Origin of the sequence: Enterobacter sp. SA187 (genome assembly GCF_001888805.2) — a bacterium.
GTDB lineage: Bacteria > Pseudomonadota > Gammaproteobacteria > Enterobacterales > Enterobacteriaceae > Enterobacter_D.
The window spans coordinates 2634604-2649516 of record NZ_CP019113.1 but is presented as its reverse complement, the minus strand read 5'-3'; the positions used below and the strand labels follow the sequence as shown (position 1 = coordinate 2649516).

The following is a 14913-nucleotide window of genomic DNA, read 5'->3' as shown; positions in this document are numbered from 1 at the left end:
TGAGCACTAACTGAGAATAAAAAGACCGTAGCCGACCAGCGCCGCCCAGACGAGCAGCGGTAGCGACCAGAGGTGAAAACGCCACCAGATACGGCGATCCTGCGCCATGCGCAGCGCGATGAGATTCGCCAGCGAGCCGGGCAGCAGCCCGAAACCGCCGACGTTAACCGCCCAGGCGAGCAGCTTATCCGGCGGTACATAGTTAAGCAGTAAAATGGTGGCCGGAACGTTGCTGATAAACTGCGACAGGCCAATGGCGGTGAGCCACAGGCCGGGCGCGGATAAGTTGCCGACGTCGTTCAGCGCCCCCTGCAATACCGGCAGCTGGATCAGCAGGTGCACGTCGATAAACATCGCCATAAACACCAGCAGCAGCGTCCAGTCGACGCTCAGCACCACGCGGCGTGCGAGGATCAGAAAACCGACAGCGATGGCCGCCAGCCCCCACAGCTCCTGTTTCAGCTCCAGTGAAATAAGAAACACGATATAGAGCGCCAGACAGCTCCACACCAGCCGCGGCTGCCAGTCGGCGCTCTGGCTGCCGCTATGGTAATTGAGGGCTTTTTTCGGGAAGGCAAACCAGCACAGCGCCAGTAATGTCAGCATCATCGCCAGCGCCAGCGGCGCCATCTGCGCGCAGAAGGCGGCAAACGACAGGCCGGAGCGTCCCCATAGCAGGATATTTTGCGGGTTGCCGATGGGCGTAAGCAGCGAGCCGGCATTTACCGCCAGCGCTTCGAAGATGATCAGCCGGTTGACCGGGATCTCACAAAGTTTTTTCAGCGTGATGGTCAGCGGCACCACAATGAACAGCGCCACATCGTTGGTCAGAAAGGTCGACAGCAGCGCCGCCGCCAGCACCATAAAGATCGCCAGACGGCGTTCGGTGGCGAAGCGGCGCACCATGCGGCGTCCCACCACATCGAAATAGCCCGACAGCTCGACGCCTTTGGTCAGCAGCATCAGCCCGCTGAGGGTAATAATGGTGTGCCAGTCGATGGCTTTACCCCAGCCCGCCGGGGCAAAGGGGACGAAAAAGCTGAGGAGCACGCCCACCAGCAGTAACAGATGAAAGAATCGGTCGCGGGCCAGCGCACGCACGAAAGGCAGCGTCATTCTGCGTTCTGCCCCTGTTGCAGGGTAAACAGACGGAAACGCTCAAGAGTTTCTTCACTGACGTGATGTTCCATCCCTTCCGCATCACGGCGGGCGGTATCCGGGCTGACGCCGAGCACCAGCAGGAAACTTTCTACAATCTGATGACGCTCACGGCTTTGCTGCGCCAGGGTCTCCCCTTCCGGCGTCAGGAACACGCCGCGCCAGGGGATCTGTTCGATCAATCCTACGCTGGCAAGTCGTTTTAACATTTTGGCTACCGTCGGCTGCGAAACGCCCAGCCGCGCCGCCATGTCCACCTGACGCGCTTCGCCCACTTCGCGGATCAGATCGGAAATCAACTCAACATAATCATCGATTAACTCGCGGCGATGCGCCTCGCGAACCTGGCGAAATCCTTCGACATGTTCTTCAACATTAACCAGTTGCGTCACTTTTTTTATTGTTGGCGTACCTGCGCGACGACTCATAGTGCTTCCTCATTGACGTGACGCGAATACCGCATCCTCTAAGCGAGCGGCCATTGTAAACCATCGCCTGAGGAGTACAAAAAATTAACGCATTAGCCATAGCTATAAAATATAGCCTATGCTATATCTGTATGTAATGCAGTCACCCTTCACGGACGGAATGGTTTTTATCTGGACAGGAGGTAACTAATGAACGAATTCAGGAGATGTATGGCCGTGTTCAGTCACTCCCCTTTTAAAGTGCGTTTACTGCTGGTTAATCTGTTGTGTGACATGTTCCACAGCAAACCGCAGCCGGACGATAAACCTTCACGCTAACGCGGCGTCGCGGTACGCCGCTTCATTTTTCTGTCACATCTCCCCGTCATACTGATCGTTTCTATAGAATTTTCTTATTATTTGTCGGTTTTGTAACCATTATCGCAAAACATAGCCCTGACGCCTGTTGACCTTCATGGCGGCTCGCTCTATCTTCTCGCAGCCCTGCACAAATGCGGCTTGCGGATGACGGCCCCCTCCTCATTCTTCACGCATTGTCCCGCAGGTTTTGACCCTCGACGCCAGGGTGAGCACATGGCGTTTTCGCGATAGTGTCATATGAATTTAATCATAAAAGAAACCCTCGCTGCGCGCGGGCTGAACATCAGCCCGTGGACAGGTTTTTATTTTTTGCAGTCTTTACTTATTAACTACGCCCTTGGCTATCCTTTCAGCCTGCTGTATGCCGTGGCCTTTGCACTGGTGTTACAGCTACTATGGCGTCACGCCCCGCGGGTACAGAAAGTGCTGATCGGCCTTTGTACCCTGGTGGCGGCGTCCTACTATCCATTCGGCCAGGCTTATGGCGCGCCAAACTTTAATACCCTGCTGGCGCTGCACTCCACCAATATGGAAGAGTCCACGGAGATCCTGACAATTTTCCCGTGGTACAACTACGTGATAGGCCTGTTTATTTTTGGCCTTGGCGTGATCGCCGTGCGCCGCAAAGCGGCGGAACGTCCGGCCTGGGGTAAATGGGATCATCTGGGGGTCGCCTTCTGTCTCGCGGTAGTGTTCGTGCAGCCGGTAAGCAACCTCTACTACGGCTGGGGCTTCCATCTGAAAGACACCGGTTATCCGGTAGTGCGCTTCGTGAAAGATGTGGTGGTGAATAACCGCGAAGTGCGGGAAGAACAGACCCGCATGGCGGAGCTGTCCGGCATGAAAGATACCTGGACAGTGCTGGGCGTGAAGCCGAAATATCATACCTATGTGGTGGTGATCGGCGAAAGCGTGCGACGCGACGCGATGGGCGCCTTTGGTGGCTACTGGAATAACACGCCCTTCGCCAGCCAGGTTAACGGCACCTTCTTTACCGACTACGTGGCCGCCAGCGGCTCGACGCAAAAATCCCTCGGCCTGACCCTGAACCGCGTGGTGGACGATAAACCGCAATACCAGGATAACTTCGTCACCCTGGCGAACCGCGCCGGATTCCAGACCTGGTGGTTCTCCAATCAGGGACAAATTGGCGAATACGATACCGCCATCGCCAGCATCGCGAAACGCGCCGATGAAGTGCAGTTCCTGAAGAACGGCGATTTCGAAGCGGATAAAAACGTCAAGGATGAGGCGCTGCTGAAAATGACGGCCCAGGTGTTGTCCACGCCGCGCAGCCAGCCGCAGCTGATCGTCCTGCACCTGATGGGTTCTCACCCTCAGGCCTGCGATCGCACCGAAGGTAAATATAAGGTGTTTGTGCAGTCGAAAGAGACCTCCTGCTACCTCTATTCCATCACCCAGACCGATGAATTGCTCGGCAAACTCTATGCGCAGTTGCAGGGCGCGGGGGACAGTTTCTCGATGGTCTATTTCTCGGATCATGGCCTTGCCATTAAAGAGCGCGGCAAAGATGTGCAGTATCTGGCCCATGGCGACACCTTCCAGCAGAACTTCCAGGTGCCCTTTATGGTGCTTTCCAGCGATGACAAGACCCATCGCGTGATCAAAGCCCGTCGCTCGGCCAATGATTTCCTGAACTTTTTCTCACAGTGGACCGGCATCAGCGCAAAAGAGATCACCAATAAATACCGTTTTATGTCCTCGCAAAAAAGCGGCACTACCTGGGTGACGAATTTCAAACTGCAGAAAGTGGATTACACCCATCTGGGCACGGATATTTTTGAGACCAAAACGCGGTAAACGCTGTGACCGTAGCCATTCGTTTCCATAGAGCAAAAAAAAATCCGCCCGTGGGCGGATTTTTTATCATCACAGAAGTGATTAGAAGCGGTAGCCAACGCCTGCGATCCAGGTGCCAACGTCAACGCTACGGATACGGCTCTGCTCGTAGGACACGTCCAGAGCAACGTTTTCCATCGGGTTGAACTGCATACCTGCACCGTAAGAGAAGCCATAATCGCTGGTGTCAGCGGTTTTGAAGCCATCTTCGCGCTGCTGGAATTTACCGTAACCAACACCCACTACGCCATAGATGCTGGCCCAGTCGTTGATACGGAAAGCAGGACCACCGGTCACGCCGTAGTACTGTGCTTTGTTATAAGCGCCGTCTTCGGTACGATCTTTTTCGGTGTAAGTGAAGGAACCGATGTAGCCCAGCGGAGTATCATTTTCGTAACGGTATTTCAGGTTGAAACCGTTTGTTTTGTTCGCTACGCCCTGCGCATCGCTCTGAGCGTAACCGCCAGAAACGGTGGATGCAGCTACTGCGGAACCTGCGGTAACGGCCAGAATCGCGGCCAGCGCTGAAAGACATGCAATTTTTTTCATAACCACCTCAAATGTGCTTCAAGTAAATCCTAAGTTTTAAATATATCAAAAATAGTCAGGAAACTCCTGGAGGTTTACGTTGTCTAAGGGCTCTTTTCCTGTAACAGAACGTTTCCAGCACTGACTATCTCTTTCAAAATGCAGCGGTTTTCCCACACAGGACGCTATTTTTACGCGAGAAACGCAACATATTCATCCAGATTAATCCTAATCAAACGGCGATTAATCCATCAACTATGGCCTATTGTACGGATTTACGGCGACTTTTTTTCAACGAAGGTTCAACCGTGGGCAGGTATTTCCATTACACTGCCTTCTTTTACTTCGTTTGACATAAATTGACAGGAGAAAGGATGCCTGGATTGTCCCGTAAAACGCCGGTATGGATGCCCGTACTGGTGATCCTCATTGCCATGCTCTCTATACAGAGCGGGGCTTCGCTGGCGAAATCGCTTTTTCCGTTAATTGGCGCGCCCGGCGTCACCGCCCTGCGTCTGGCCCTCGGCACCCTGATCCTTGTGGTTATCTTCAAGCCGTGGCGCTTACGTTTTACTAAAGCGCAGCGCAAGCCGCTGCTGCTTTATGGATTATCCCTCGGGGCGATGAACTATCTCTTTTACTTATCTATCCAGACGGTGCCGCTGGGCATCGCGGTGGCGCTGGAGTTCACCGGACCGCTGGCGGTGGCGCTCTTCGCGTCCCGGCGCGCGGTGGATTTTATCTGGGTGGCGCTGGCGGTGCTCGGACTGTGGTTTCTGCTGCCCCTCGGCCAGGATGTCTCACATGTTGATCTGACCGGTGCGGCGCTGGCCCTTGGCGCGGGAGCCTGCTGGGCTATCTATATACTAAGCGGCCAGCGTGCCGGGGAAGAACACGGTCCGGCAACGGTGGCCATTGGTTCGCTGATCGCCGCGCTGGTGTTTGTGCCGGTCGGTGTCTGGCAGGCGGGCGATGCTCTGTGGCACTGGTCGGTCTTACCGCTGGGGCTGGGCGTGGCGATCCTCTCCACGGCGCTGCCCTACTCGCTGGAGATGGTGGCGCTAACCCGTCTGCCGACCCGCACCTTCGGTACGCTGATGAGTATGGAACCCGGACTGGCGGCGCTGTCGGGCATGGTTTTCCTCGGGGAAACCCTGACGCTGACCCAGTGGCTGGCGCTGCTCGCTATCATTACGGCGTCCATGGGATCGACCCTGACGCTGCGCCGTGAAGCGAAAATTGAGAAAGTGGATATCAGTTAAATTATATTTCCGGGCGCCAGGCGAAGCGCCCGGAATAATTCCTGCGCTGTTTCGCTTTATTTTCAGTAATATTTATTCACACTCTTCCGTCCCGGTCAGAATTAAGAATCATTCCTAAAAAAACCATCAAAACACTGAAATTTAATAGGATTTAATTTTTCCTATCGTTGTCGCTATTAAACCGATAGGCAGAGACGAAAAGCAAAGCCAGGATCCGCTGCTATACTTAGTTCCAGTAATTACCCGGGACATAAACATCAAGAGGATATGAGATTATGAGTACCGCTAAACTGGTAAAAACGAAAGCTTCCGATCTGCTTTATACCCGCAATGATGTCTCTGATAACGATAAGAAAGCGACTATCGAGTTGCTGAATCGTCAGGTGGCCCAGTTCATTGACCTGTCTCTGATCACCAAGCAGGCGCACTGGAACATGCGCGGCGCAAACTTTATCGCTGTTCACGAAATGCTGGATGGCTTCCGTACAGGCCTGGTGGATCATCTGGATACCATGGCAGAACGTGCTGTACAGCTGGGCGGTGTTGCGCTGGGTACCACTCAGGTTATCAACAGCAAAACCCCGCTGAAAAGCTACCCGCTGGACATTCATTCCGTTCAGGAACACCTGAAAGAGCTGGCCGACCGCTACGCGGTAGTGGCAAACGATGTGCGTAAAGCCATCAGCGAAGCGCAGGATGAAGACACCGCTGACATTCTGACCGCCGCATCACGCGACCTGGATCAGTATCTGTGGTTCATTGAATCCAATATCGAATAAGTATTGTGATTTGCTATGACCCCTCGCCCCGGCGGGGGGTTTTGCACATTTATGGTGCATCCTTTCTTCCACTCCTGCCGTCAATCGTGAAAAAGATGTAATAATCACTTCACACAATCGTTAATAAAAGATTGTTTCCTGCCCATTTCCTGCGTTAAAAATAGACGTCTCCCGGTGCCCGGCGTAACTGCACTAAAATAGCGCCCCATCATGGTGCATTCCGTTGCCGTTGCGCTGCTTTTAGTGCACCCTGGCGATGACACGTCTTTACAAAACAACAGGTTGTAAACCTGGCACGATTTTTTCATACTGCACAGGTTCTCTCAGGGGATCGCCCCGTGGATATAAAAGGAAATGCTATGAAGTCTGTATTAAAAGTTTCCCTGGCTGCTCTGACCCTGGCATTTGCGGTTTCGTCTCACGCCGCCGATAAACTGGTTGTGGCAACAGATACTGCTTTCGTTCCGTTCGAATTCAAACAAGGCGATAAATACGTTGGTTTCGATGTGGATCTGTGGGCTGCCGTGGCGAAAGAGCTGAAGCTGGATTACCAGCTGAAACCTATGGATTTCAGCGGCATTATCCCGGCTCTGCAAACCAAAAACGTCGACGTGGCGCTGGCGGGTATCACCATTACTGAAGAACGTAAAAAAGCGATCGACTTCTCTGATGGCTACTACAAGAGCGGTCTGCTGGTGATGGTGAAAGCCGACAACAACGACGTGAAGAGCGTAAAAGATCTGGACGGTAAAGTCGTTGCCGTGAAAGGCGGTACCGGCTCTGTTGACTACGCAAAAGCGAACATCAAAACCAAAGATCTGCGTCAGTTCCCGAACATCGACAATGCCTATATGGAACTGGGCACCAACCGTGCCGACGCGGTGCTGCATGACACGCCGAACATTCTCTACTTCATCAAAACCGCCGGTAACGGTAAGTTCAAAGCGGTAGGCGATTCTCTGGAAGCGCAGCAGTACGGTATCGCGTTCCCGAAAGGCAGCGACGATCTGCGTAACAAAGTTAACGGCGCGCTGAAAACCCTGAAAGAGAACGGCACCTACAACGAAATCTACAAAAAATGGTTCGGCACCGAGCCTAAATAATAATCATAAGTTTTAACAAGTTAGTTCAGGGGCGACCATTCGCCCCTGCTGTTTTTAAACCACGGTTTACAGGAATTCATCATGCAGTTTGACTGGAGTGCCATCTGGCCTGCCATTCCGCTTCTCTTAGAAGGCGCCAAAATGACGCTGTGGATCTCGGTCCTCGGTCTCGCTGGCGGCCTGCTTATCGGTCTTGCCGCCGGTTTCGCCCGCAGTTTCGGCGGCTGGCTGGCTAACCACATCGCGCTGGTCTTTATCGAAGTGATCCGCGGCACGCCTATCGTCGTACAGGTGATGTTCATCTATTTTGCGCTGCCCATGGCGTTTAACGACCTGCGTATCGATCCGTTCAGCGCCGCCGTCGTGACCATTATGATCAACTCCGGCGCATACATTGCCGAGATCACCCGCGGCGCCGTGCTGTCTATCCATAAAGGCTTCCGTGAAGCGGGTCTGGCGCTGGGGCTGTCGCGCCGCGAAACCATTCGCCACGTGATCCTGCCGCTGGCGCTGCGCCGTATGCTGCCGCCGCTGGGCAACCAGTGGATCATCAGCATTAAAGATACCTCCCTGTTTATTGTTATCGGCGTCGCCGAACTGACACGTCAGGGCCAGGAGATCATCGCCGGCAACTTCCGCGCGCTGGAAATCTGGAGCGCCGTTGCGGTCTTCTATCTGATCATCACCCTGGTGCTGAGCTTTATTCTGCGTCGTCTTGAAAGAAGGATGAAAATCCTGTGATTGAATTTAAAAATGTTTCCAAGCACTTTGGCCCGACCCAGGTGCTGCACAATATCGATTTGAACATCAAACAGGGTGAAGTGGTGGTGATTATCGGGCCGTCCGGCTCCGGTAAATCGACGCTCTTACGCTGCATTAACAAGCTGGAAGAGATCACCAGCGGCGATCTGATTGTTGACGGTCTGAAAGTGAACGATCCGAAGGTGGATGAGCGGCTGATCCGTCAGGAAGCCGGTATGGTGTTCCAGCAGTTTTATCTGTTCCCGCACCTGACCGCGCTGGAAAACGTGATGTTTGGCCCGCTGCGCGTGCGTGGCGCGAACAAAAAAGACGCCGAAGTGCAGGCCAAAGCGCTGCTGGCGAAAGTCGGCCTTGCTGAACGTGCGCATCACTACCCGTCGGAGCTGTCCGGTGGGCAGCAGCAGCGTGTTGCTATCGCCCGCGCCCTGGCGGTGAAGCCGAAAATGATGCTGTTTGATGAGCCAACCTCAGCGCTGGATCCGGAGCTGCGCCATGAAGTGCTGAAGGTGATGCAGGATCTGGCGGAAGAAGGCATGACGATGGTGATCGTGACCCATGAAATCGGCTTTGCTGAAAAAGTGGCCTCACGCCTGATCTTCATTGATAAAGGCCGCATTGCCGAAGACGGCAATCCGCAGGCGCTGATTGAAAATCCGCCAAGCCCGCGTCTGCAGGAATTCTTACAGCACGTGTCGTAACTGCCCGGCCCTCTCTTCCGGAGAGGGCTGTTTTCCACCCCGCCTGGATTTCTCCCATTTCCCGTCGCCGCCCTGCAATCCTCTATACTTATCCTTTTGTTGTGCTTTTCTCAGGAGGAGTCCGTGAAGTGGATCTTGTTGCTGCTTAGCCTGTTCTTCATGCCGCTGCACGCGGCGACAATTCCTGGCGTCACGTCAGGCGCTACTGCCACCCCGGCCGAAACCACCCCCGCTGAGCCAGATGCCGAGCAAAAAAAAGCCGCCTATGGCGCGCTGGCGGATGTGCTGGAAAACAGCGCCTCGCGGGAGGAGTTGATCGGTCAGTTACGTAATGCGGCCGCCGCGCCAGCCACAGGGCAAGCGCCGACTATCACGCCGCCGGTAGTGGTCGAAGAAACTACCGTGCTGGAGAACGTCACCGCCGTCACCCGCCATTACGGCGATGAACTGGCCTCCCGTTTCGCGCAGTTGTACCGCAACATTACCGGTTCGCCGCATAAAGCGTTTAATCCCCAGACCTTTTACAACGCCGCCTCGCATTTTCTGATGCTGGCGGTGAGCGTGTTCGTCTTCTTCTGGGTGGTGCGTTTTAGCGTCTCGCCGCTGTACCGCAAAATGGGCACCTGGGCGCGGCGTAAAAACCGCGAGCACGCCAACTGGTTGCAGCTACCGGCGATGATCATAGGCGCGTTTATTATCGACATCATGCTGCTGGCCCTGACGCTGTTTGTCGGCCAGCTGTTGAGCGATAACCTCAACGGCGGCAACCGCACTATCGCCTTCCAGCAGGGGCTGTTCCTGAACGCTTTCGCGCTGATTGAGTTTTTCAAAGCCATACTGCGGCTGATTTTCTGCCCGCGCTTTCCCGATCTGCGCCCGTTCCCGGTAAAGGATGAGGCGGCAAAATACTGGCATCTGCGCCTGAGCGCCTTAAGCAGCCTGATCGGCTATGGCCTGCTGGTGGCGGTGCCCATCATTTCCAATCAGGTGAATGTGCAGGTGGGCGCGGTGGCGAACGTCATTATCATGCTCTGCATCACCAGCTGGGCGCTGTATTTGATCTTTCATAACAGGATCACCGTCCAGCAAAATCTCATCCATCTGGCGGAGCGCTCGCTGTCGTTTTTCAGCCTCTTTATCCGCGCCTTTGCGCTGGTGTGGCACTGGCTGGCCAGCGCTTACTTCGTGGTGCTGTTCTTCTTCTCGCTGTTCGATCCCGGCAACAGCCTGAAGTTTATGATGAGCGCGTCGCTGCACAGTCTGGCTATCATCAGCGTCGCCGCCTTTGCTTCGGGAATTTTGTCGCGCTGGCTCACCAAGACCATCACCCTGTCGCCCCATGTGCAACGTAACTATCCGGAGCTGCAAAAGCGCGTTAATGGCTGGATCTCCGCCTCGCTGAAAGTGGCGCGTATTCTGGTGGTCTGCGTGGCGATCATGCTGCTGCTCAATGCCTGGGGTCTGTTTGATTTCTGGAACTGGCTGCATAACGGCGCAGGCGAGAAAACCGTGGATATTCTGATCCGCATCGCGCTGATCCTGTTCTTCTCCGCCGTCGGCTGGACGGTGCTGGCCAGTCTTATCGAAAACCGCCTGTCTTCCGATATTCACGGCCGCCCGCTGCCGAGCGCCCGTACCCGTACCCTGCTGACGCTGTTCCGTAATGCGCTGGCGGTGGTGATCAGCACCATCACGGTGATGATTGTGCTGTCGGAGATTGGCGTGAACATCGCGCCGCTGCTGGCGGGTGCCGGGGCGCTGGGTCTGGCGATCTCTTTTGGTTCGCAGACGCTGGTGAAAGATATTATTACCGGGGTGTTTATTCAGTTTGAAAACGGGATGAACACCGGCGATCTGGTGACCATCGGGCCACTAACCGGCACGGTGGAGCGCATGTCGATCCGTTCGGTGGGGGTGCGCCAGGATACCGGCGCGTACCACATCATCCCCTGGTCATCTATCACCACCTTCGCCAACTTTGTGCGCGGCATTGGCTCGATTGTGGCTAACTACGATGTCGATCGCCATGAAGATGCGGATAACGCGAATCAGGCGCTCAAGGATGCGGTGGGGGAACTGATGGCGCGGGAGGATATTCGCGGGCTGATCATCGGCGAACCGACTTTTGTCGGCATCGTCGGCCTGACCAACACCGCCTTTACCCTGCGCGTGACCTTCACCACGCAGCCGCTCAAGCAGTGGACGGTGCGCTTTGCGCTCGACAGCATGGTGAAGAAATACTTCGATCTGGCAGGGGTACGCCCGCCGGTGCAGACTTATCAGGTGCTGGCGCAGCCTGCCACGCCGCCATCTGCCGCGCCGCAGGAACTGCCGCCGCCCGCTGCCCCTACGCTTTAAAGCGGGTATTTGCCCAGCGGCGACGCTGGGCGTCATCCATAAAGGTCCAGGCGATAAAGCGACTCTGCTTTTGCCCCTGGGCCATCTCTTTTTTCACCACTTTCACCGCCCCGGCTTCGGTCAGCGCGCGGTACAGCGGCGGCAGGTTTTCCCCGCGTGACACCAGCGAGCTGAACCACAGCACCTGACGACCAAAGGCCTGGCTTTCGGCGATCATCTGCGTGATAAAGGCCACTTCCCCGCCTTCGCACCACAGCTCCTGCTGCTGACCGCCAAAGTTCAGCGCCTCGCTGCTCTGACCAAGGTTACGGCGCTTGCGCTCGTTGCCGGCGCGGGCGGCGGCGGCCGAGTCGTGGAAGGGCGGGTTACAGAGCGTAGCGTCATACTGTTCGTTTTTGTGGATGATCCCGTTGAGGATAGACGCAGGATCTTTCTGGCGACGCAGACGCACAGCGCGGGTCAGCCCCGGATTGCCGTTAATAATCGCCTGGGCGCTGGCAAAGGCCTCGTTGTTGACTTCCGTGCCGGTAAAGCGCCAGCCGTATTCGTGATAGCCGATCAGCGGATAGATGCAGTTCGCGCCCACGCCCACGTCCAGCACGCTCGCCTGACGCGGCACAGCGCCGTCGGCGCTTTCCGCCAGCAGATCCGCCAGATGATGAATATAATCCGCGCGGCCCGGCACCGGCGGACAGAGAAACCCTTGCGGAATATCCCAGTGGGCGACGCCATAGAAATGCGCCAGCAGCGCTTTATTCAGGGCTTTCACGGCGAGGGGATCGGCAAAGTTCACCGTCGCCTCACCCGTTGGCGTGGCAATAATATAGCCACGCAGCTCCGGGCAGTCCTGACAAAGGGCATCAAGATCGTAGCGGCTGTGATGGCGGTTTCGCGGGTGTAATCCCGGCTTCTGGGCAGTCATGGCATTCTCCTTTCAACAGCGGCGTAAGATACCCGTTGACGGCGGCGCGGTAAATAAGTGACGCTCGCTATTCTGATTTAATCGTAAAAACGGGTGAACTATGTATTTTTATCAGCCAGCACTGGGGCACGGCCTGCCGCACGATCCACTGAATGCCATTATCGGCCCGCGTCCCATCGGCTGGATCGCGTCGCAGAATAGCCAGGGGCAGCGTAATCTCGCGCCCTACAGTTTTTTTAACTGCTTTAACTATCGCCCGCCGATCATTGGCTTCTCCAGCACCGGCTGGAAAGACAGCGTACGAAACATCACTGAAACTAAAGAGTTCGTCTGGAACCTGACAACTTATGATCTGGCGGTGCGGATGAATGAAAGCTCCGCGTCCCTGCCCCACGACGAGGACGAATTTGTGCGTGCCGGTCTGACGCCGGTGGCAAGCCAGGTAGTGAGCGTGCCGCGCGTCGCCGAAAGCCCGGTCAATTTCGAATGCCGCCTGTCCCAGTGTATTCAACTGACCGCCGCCGACGGTACGCCGATTGACAGCTGGCTGGTGCTGGGCGAAGTGGTTGGTATTCATATTGATGAATCCCTGCTGGAAAACGGGATTTATCAGACGGCTAAAGCCCGTCCGGTACTGCGTGCGGGCGGCCCGTCGGCTTACTACACCATCGACGAATCCCAGCGCTTCGACCTGGTTCGCCCCGACGCCCGCTAAGCCTGTCGTCCTGGCTTGTCTGTACATGGTCTAAACTTAAGGTATGTACAGAGAGAAGGAGAAGGCGATGGCATCCGGTTGGGCAAATGATGGCGCAGTGCAGGATCAAATCGACAGCACTGTTGAAGACGCCGTGGCACGTGCACGGCGCGATCTGCCGAAGGGCGAAAGCCTGAAGGAGTGCGAAGAGTGCGGCGAACCTATTCCGGACGCGCGTCGTAAGGCGATCCCCGGCGTGCGTCTGTGCGTAAATTGCCAGCAGAAGAAAGATTTAAAAAATCAGGCTAACTCAGGATATAATCGCAGAGGTTCCAAGGACAGCCAGTTACGTTGACCTTTCCTGACGTAATATGACAGCGCAAGCGGTTGCGGGGGAGACCATAAAAAATCGCTCAGAAAGTAGCAAATCGTGCCGCTAACGCCGCTGTCGCGTCGTCCTGCCCGGCTTTATACCCATTCATCTGAAAAATATATTGCTAATCAATTAATTAACGATCGTTCAATTTTTTAGAACAAGGTCGTCAATTCTCTTCGATTTTATCTTTCGCAAAATACTGTGATACTTATCACATCGACGGAACATCGTCCCCTTAACAGAATTATCTGCGAGAGATTACCAATGAAAACCATTAAATATGCTGTTGCCGCCATCGCCCTTTCCACCCTGTCATTCGGCGCGTTTGCCGCCCAGGCAGTGACTGCTGAACAGGCGCAGAATATGAGCAAAATCGGCGTCGTGGCAGCCGACGGCGCGACCACGCTGGACGGTCTGGAAGCACAGCTGGCACAGAAAGCGGCTGAAGCTGGCGCGACCGGTTACAGCATTACTTCCGCTAACACCAGTAACAAAATGAGCGGCACCGCGGTTATCTATAAATAATCGACTGAATGCTTTACACCTGCGGGCTACCCGCCCGCCGGTGCGTTTTACCCTCATCATATGTTGTATTTTGCAATACCAGAGTGTTATTACCCTTGTTGCCCGTCCGGCCCTGGACGGGCTTTTTTTTGCCTTAAAAACGGGCGTTGACCTGCGTCAGCCCCGCCTCAATGGAATCGGCCTGACCTGCGGCATACAGGCAGCAGGCCATTTGCATTTTCAGTGATTGCGGCACCGCTTCGCTGCCTACAATGCAGCGCTCGATCCAGCGCGCGGTGGTGTGTGGATCTTTGGCGTCTGGCAGCGAGACGCCGGTTTGCTCTTCAGACTGGCGCTCAAGGATGACGCGCGCGCCCTGGCTGTCTATTAATGTCATCTGCGGACAGCGCTGCGGGTTGGCATACACTTCACCTTCAGTGCCGTGCATCAGCAGGCCGCGTCCACCAATATCACTGAAGAATTTCGCCACGCGTGGCACATACTCCGGATGGGAAACGCTGGAGAGGCGCAGGGCGGCGTCTTCGGGGAACGGCGTCGCCAGCTTCGCCAGCGTGTGGGCGCTGTTACGCACCCCCATTCGCCAGCGCATCGCCAGCTGGTTTTCCAGCGGCGGACAGAGGGCGCTGACGGGAATATAAACTGGCTGATGACCGTCCAGCTTCGCCTGCGCCTGACCTGCCAGATGCGTGGCCTCAATACCGAGCAGCGCGAAAATCGTTTCCGTCACCACACGGGTGGGATCTTCGCTGACGCCGTGCACCACCACCGGAAAACCGAGCTTATGCAGCAGGATCGCCAGCAATGGCGTCAGGTTGGCCTGTTTACGCGCGCCGTTATAGCTCGGAATAACAATCGGCATCGGCTTTGCCACTGGCGGCGTCAGGCGCATGGTCTGCTGCTGCATGGCGTCATAGAAGCCGAGCATTTCCGCTTCGCCCTCGCCTTTGATGCGCAGCGCGATCAGAATGCCGCCCATTTCCAGCTCCGGCACCTCGCCGTTCAGCATGTGCGTGTACAGCGCGCGTGCGGTATCAAAATCCAGATCGCGGGCGTGATTTTTGCCGCGCCCGACCTCTTTGATGATCTTGCGATAGTCCATG

General features: G+C 55.6%; 16 protein-coding genes. 11 read left to right on the top strand and 5 right to left on the bottom strand.

The features are described 5' to 3' along the window. Nucleotides 1–6: 6 nt before the first annotated feature. Together BMF08_RS12685 and mntR are read right to left on the bottom strand one after the other, a co-directional pair. Nucleotides 7–1116, bottom strand: a complete 1110-nt coding sequence (locus BMF08_RS12685; RefSeq protein WP_072567925.1) for an SLC13 family permease — start codon at nt 1114–1116, stop codon at nt 7–9. Next, complete coding sequence (mntR, locus tag BMF08_RS12680) at nt 1113–1586, bottom strand: manganese-binding transcriptional regulator MntR (RefSeq protein WP_072567924.1); 474 nt, start codon at nt 1584–1586, stop codon at nt 1113–1115. Before mntR ends, BMF08_RS12685 begins: the two co-directional genes overlap by 4 nt. Nucleotides 1587–1775: 189 nt before the next feature. Here mntR and mntS point away from each other — a divergent pair, with 189 nt between their 5' ends. Then, nucleotides 1776–1904, top strand: a complete 129-nt coding sequence (gene mntS / locus BMF08_RS12675; RefSeq protein WP_072567923.1) for a manganase accumulation protein MntS — start codon at nt 1776–1778, stop codon at nt 1902–1904. Nucleotides 1905–2183: 279 nt separating this feature from the next. Beyond that, nucleotides 2184–3767, top strand: coding sequence for a phosphoethanolamine transferase (locus BMF08_RS12670; RefSeq protein WP_072567922.1), 1584 nt, complete (start codon nt 2184–2186; stop codon nt 3765–3767). Between the two features lie 81 nt (nt 3768–3848). Here the strand turns inward: BMF08_RS12670 and ompX are convergent, their stop codons facing one another. Beyond that, nucleotides 3849–4355 carry an outer membrane protein OmpX gene (ompX, locus tag BMF08_RS12665; protein WP_072567921.1) on the bottom strand — a complete coding sequence of 169 codons (507 nt, stop codon included), beginning with the start codon at nt 4353–4355 and terminating at the stop codon, nt 3849–3851. Between the two features lie 353 nt (nt 4356–4708). On the opposite strand from ompX, the gene rhtA reads away from it, so the two are divergent. The 6 genes from rhtA (at nt 4709) to ybiO (ending at nt 11296) form a co-directional block, all read left to right on the top strand. Then, nucleotides 4709–5596, top strand: coding sequence for a threonine/homoserine exporter RhtA (gene rhtA, locus BMF08_RS12660; protein WP_072567920.1), 888 nt, complete (start codon nt 4709–4711; stop codon nt 5594–5596). A 275-nt stretch (nt 5597–5871) separates the two neighbouring features. Further along, nucleotides 5872–6375, top strand: a complete 504-nt coding sequence (dps, locus tag BMF08_RS12655; RefSeq protein ID WP_072567919.1) for a DNA starvation/stationary phase protection protein Dps — start codon at nt 5872–5874, stop codon at nt 6373–6375. Between the two features lie 359 nt (nt 6376–6734). Beyond that, nucleotides 6735–7478: a glutamine ABC transporter substrate-binding protein GlnH gene (glnH, locus tag BMF08_RS12645; protein ID WP_072567918.1), complete on the top strand. Its 744-nt coding sequence runs from the start codon at nt 6735–6737 to the stop codon at nt 7476–7478. Between the two features lie 81 nt (nt 7479–7559). After that, nucleotides 7560–8219 carry a glutamine ABC transporter permease GlnP gene (gene glnP / locus BMF08_RS12640; protein ID WP_072567917.1) on the top strand — a complete coding sequence of 220 codons (660 nt, stop codon included), beginning with the start codon at nt 7560–7562 and terminating at the stop codon, nt 8217–8219. Further along, a complete protein-coding gene (gene glnQ, locus BMF08_RS12635) occupies nt 8216–8938 on the top strand; it encodes a glutamine ABC transporter ATP-binding protein GlnQ (RefSeq protein WP_072567916.1) in 723 nt (240 codons plus the stop codon). Before glnP ends, glnQ begins: the two co-directional genes overlap by 4 nt. A 123-nt stretch (nt 8939–9061) precedes the next feature. After that, the gene (gene ybiO, locus BMF08_RS12630) at nt 9062–11296 is read left to right on the top strand and encodes a mechanosensitive channel protein (protein WP_072567915.1); all 2235 of its coding nucleotides are present in this window, start codon (nt 9062–9064) and stop codon (nt 11294–11296) included. On the opposite strand, the gene rlmF is transcribed toward ybiO, so the two are convergent. After that, nucleotides 11286–12218: a 23S rRNA (adenine(1618)-N(6))-methyltransferase RlmF gene (gene rlmF / locus BMF08_RS12625; RefSeq protein ID WP_072567914.1), complete on the bottom strand. Its 933-nt coding sequence runs from the start codon at nt 12216–12218 to the stop codon at nt 11286–11288. The two genes, ybiO and rlmF, sit on opposite strands and share 11 nt — an antisense overlap. A gap of 100 nt (nt 12219–12318) precedes the next feature. Here rlmF and BMF08_RS12620 point away from each other — a divergent pair, with 100 nt between their 5' ends. From BMF08_RS12620 to ybiJ, 3 genes are all read left to right on the top strand, one after another. Continuing rightward, a complete protein-coding gene (locus BMF08_RS12620) occupies nt 12319–12933 on the top strand; it encodes a flavin reductase family protein (protein ID WP_072567913.1) in 615 nt (204 codons plus the stop codon). Between the two features lie 67 nt (nt 12934–13000). Further along, a complete protein-coding gene (locus BMF08_RS12615; RefSeq protein ID WP_072567912.1) occupies nt 13001–13267 on the top strand; it encodes a DksA/TraR family C4-type zinc finger protein in 267 nt (88 codons plus the stop codon). Nucleotides 13268–13552: 285 nt separating this feature from the next. Further along, nucleotides 13553–13813, top strand: a complete 261-nt coding sequence (ybiJ, locus tag BMF08_RS12610; protein WP_072567911.1) for a DUF1471 family protein YbiJ — start codon at nt 13553–13555, stop codon at nt 13811–13813. A 133-nt stretch (nt 13814–13946) separates the two neighbouring features. Here ybiJ and ybiB read toward each other — a convergent pair whose 3' ends face one another. After that, nucleotides 13947–14912 (bottom strand): DNA-binding protein YbiB, encoded by a 966-nt coding sequence (gene ybiB / locus BMF08_RS12605; protein WP_072567910.1) that lies wholly within the window; start codon nt 14910–14912, stop codon nt 13947–13949. Between the last annotated feature and the right edge of the window lies 1 nt (nt 14913).

Excerpts from the sequence above, each read along its gene's own strand:
- dps (WP_072567919.1), top strand. The coding sequence starts at position 5,872 with ATGAGTACCGCTAAACTGGTAAAAACGAAAGCTTCCGATCTGCTTTAT.
- mntS (WP_072567923.1), top strand. The coding sequence starts at position 1,776 with ATGAACGAATTCAGGAGATGTATGGCCGTGTTCAGTCACTCCCCTTTT.
- mntR (WP_072567924.1), bottom strand. The coding sequence starts at position 1,586 with ATGAGTCGTCGCGCAGGTACGCCAACAATAAAAAAAGTGACGCAACTG.
- rlmF (WP_072567914.1), bottom strand. The coding sequence starts at position 12,218 with ATGACTGCCCAGAAGCCGGGATTACACCCGCGAAACCGCCATCACAGC.
- BMF08_RS12615 (WP_072567912.1), top strand. The coding sequence starts at position 13,001 with ATGGCATCCGGTTGGGCAAATGATGGCGCAGTGCAGGATCAAATCGAC.
- glnP (WP_072567917.1), top strand. The coding sequence starts at position 7,560 with ATGCAGTTTGACTGGAGTGCCATCTGGCCTGCCATTCCGCTTCTCTTA.
- BMF08_RS12685 (WP_072567925.1), bottom strand. The coding sequence starts at position 1,116 with ATGACGCTGCCTTTCGTGCGTGCGCTGGCCCGCGACCGATTCTTTCAT.
- ybiJ (WP_072567911.1), top strand. The coding sequence starts at position 13,553 with ATGAAAACCATTAAATATGCTGTTGCCGCCATCGCCCTTTCCACCCTG.
- ompX (WP_072567921.1), bottom strand. The coding sequence starts at position 4,355 with ATGAAAAAAATTGCATGTCTTTCAGCGCTGGCCGCGATTCTGGCCGTT.
- BMF08_RS12670 (WP_072567922.1), top strand. The coding sequence starts at position 2,184 with ATGAATTTAATCATAAAAGAAACCCTCGCTGCGCGCGGGCTGAACATC.
- ybiB (WP_072567910.1), bottom strand. The coding sequence starts at position 14,912 with ATGGACTATCGCAAGATCATCAAAGAGGTCGGGCGCGGCAAAAATCAC.
- glnH (WP_072567918.1), top strand. The coding sequence starts at position 6,735 with ATGAAGTCTGTATTAAAAGTTTCCCTGGCTGCTCTGACCCTGGCATTT.
- rhtA (WP_072567920.1), top strand. The coding sequence starts at position 4,709 with ATGCCTGGATTGTCCCGTAAAACGCCGGTATGGATGCCCGTACTGGTG.
- BMF08_RS12620 (WP_072567913.1), top strand. The coding sequence starts at position 12,319 with ATGTATTTTTATCAGCCAGCACTGGGGCACGGCCTGCCGCACGATCCA.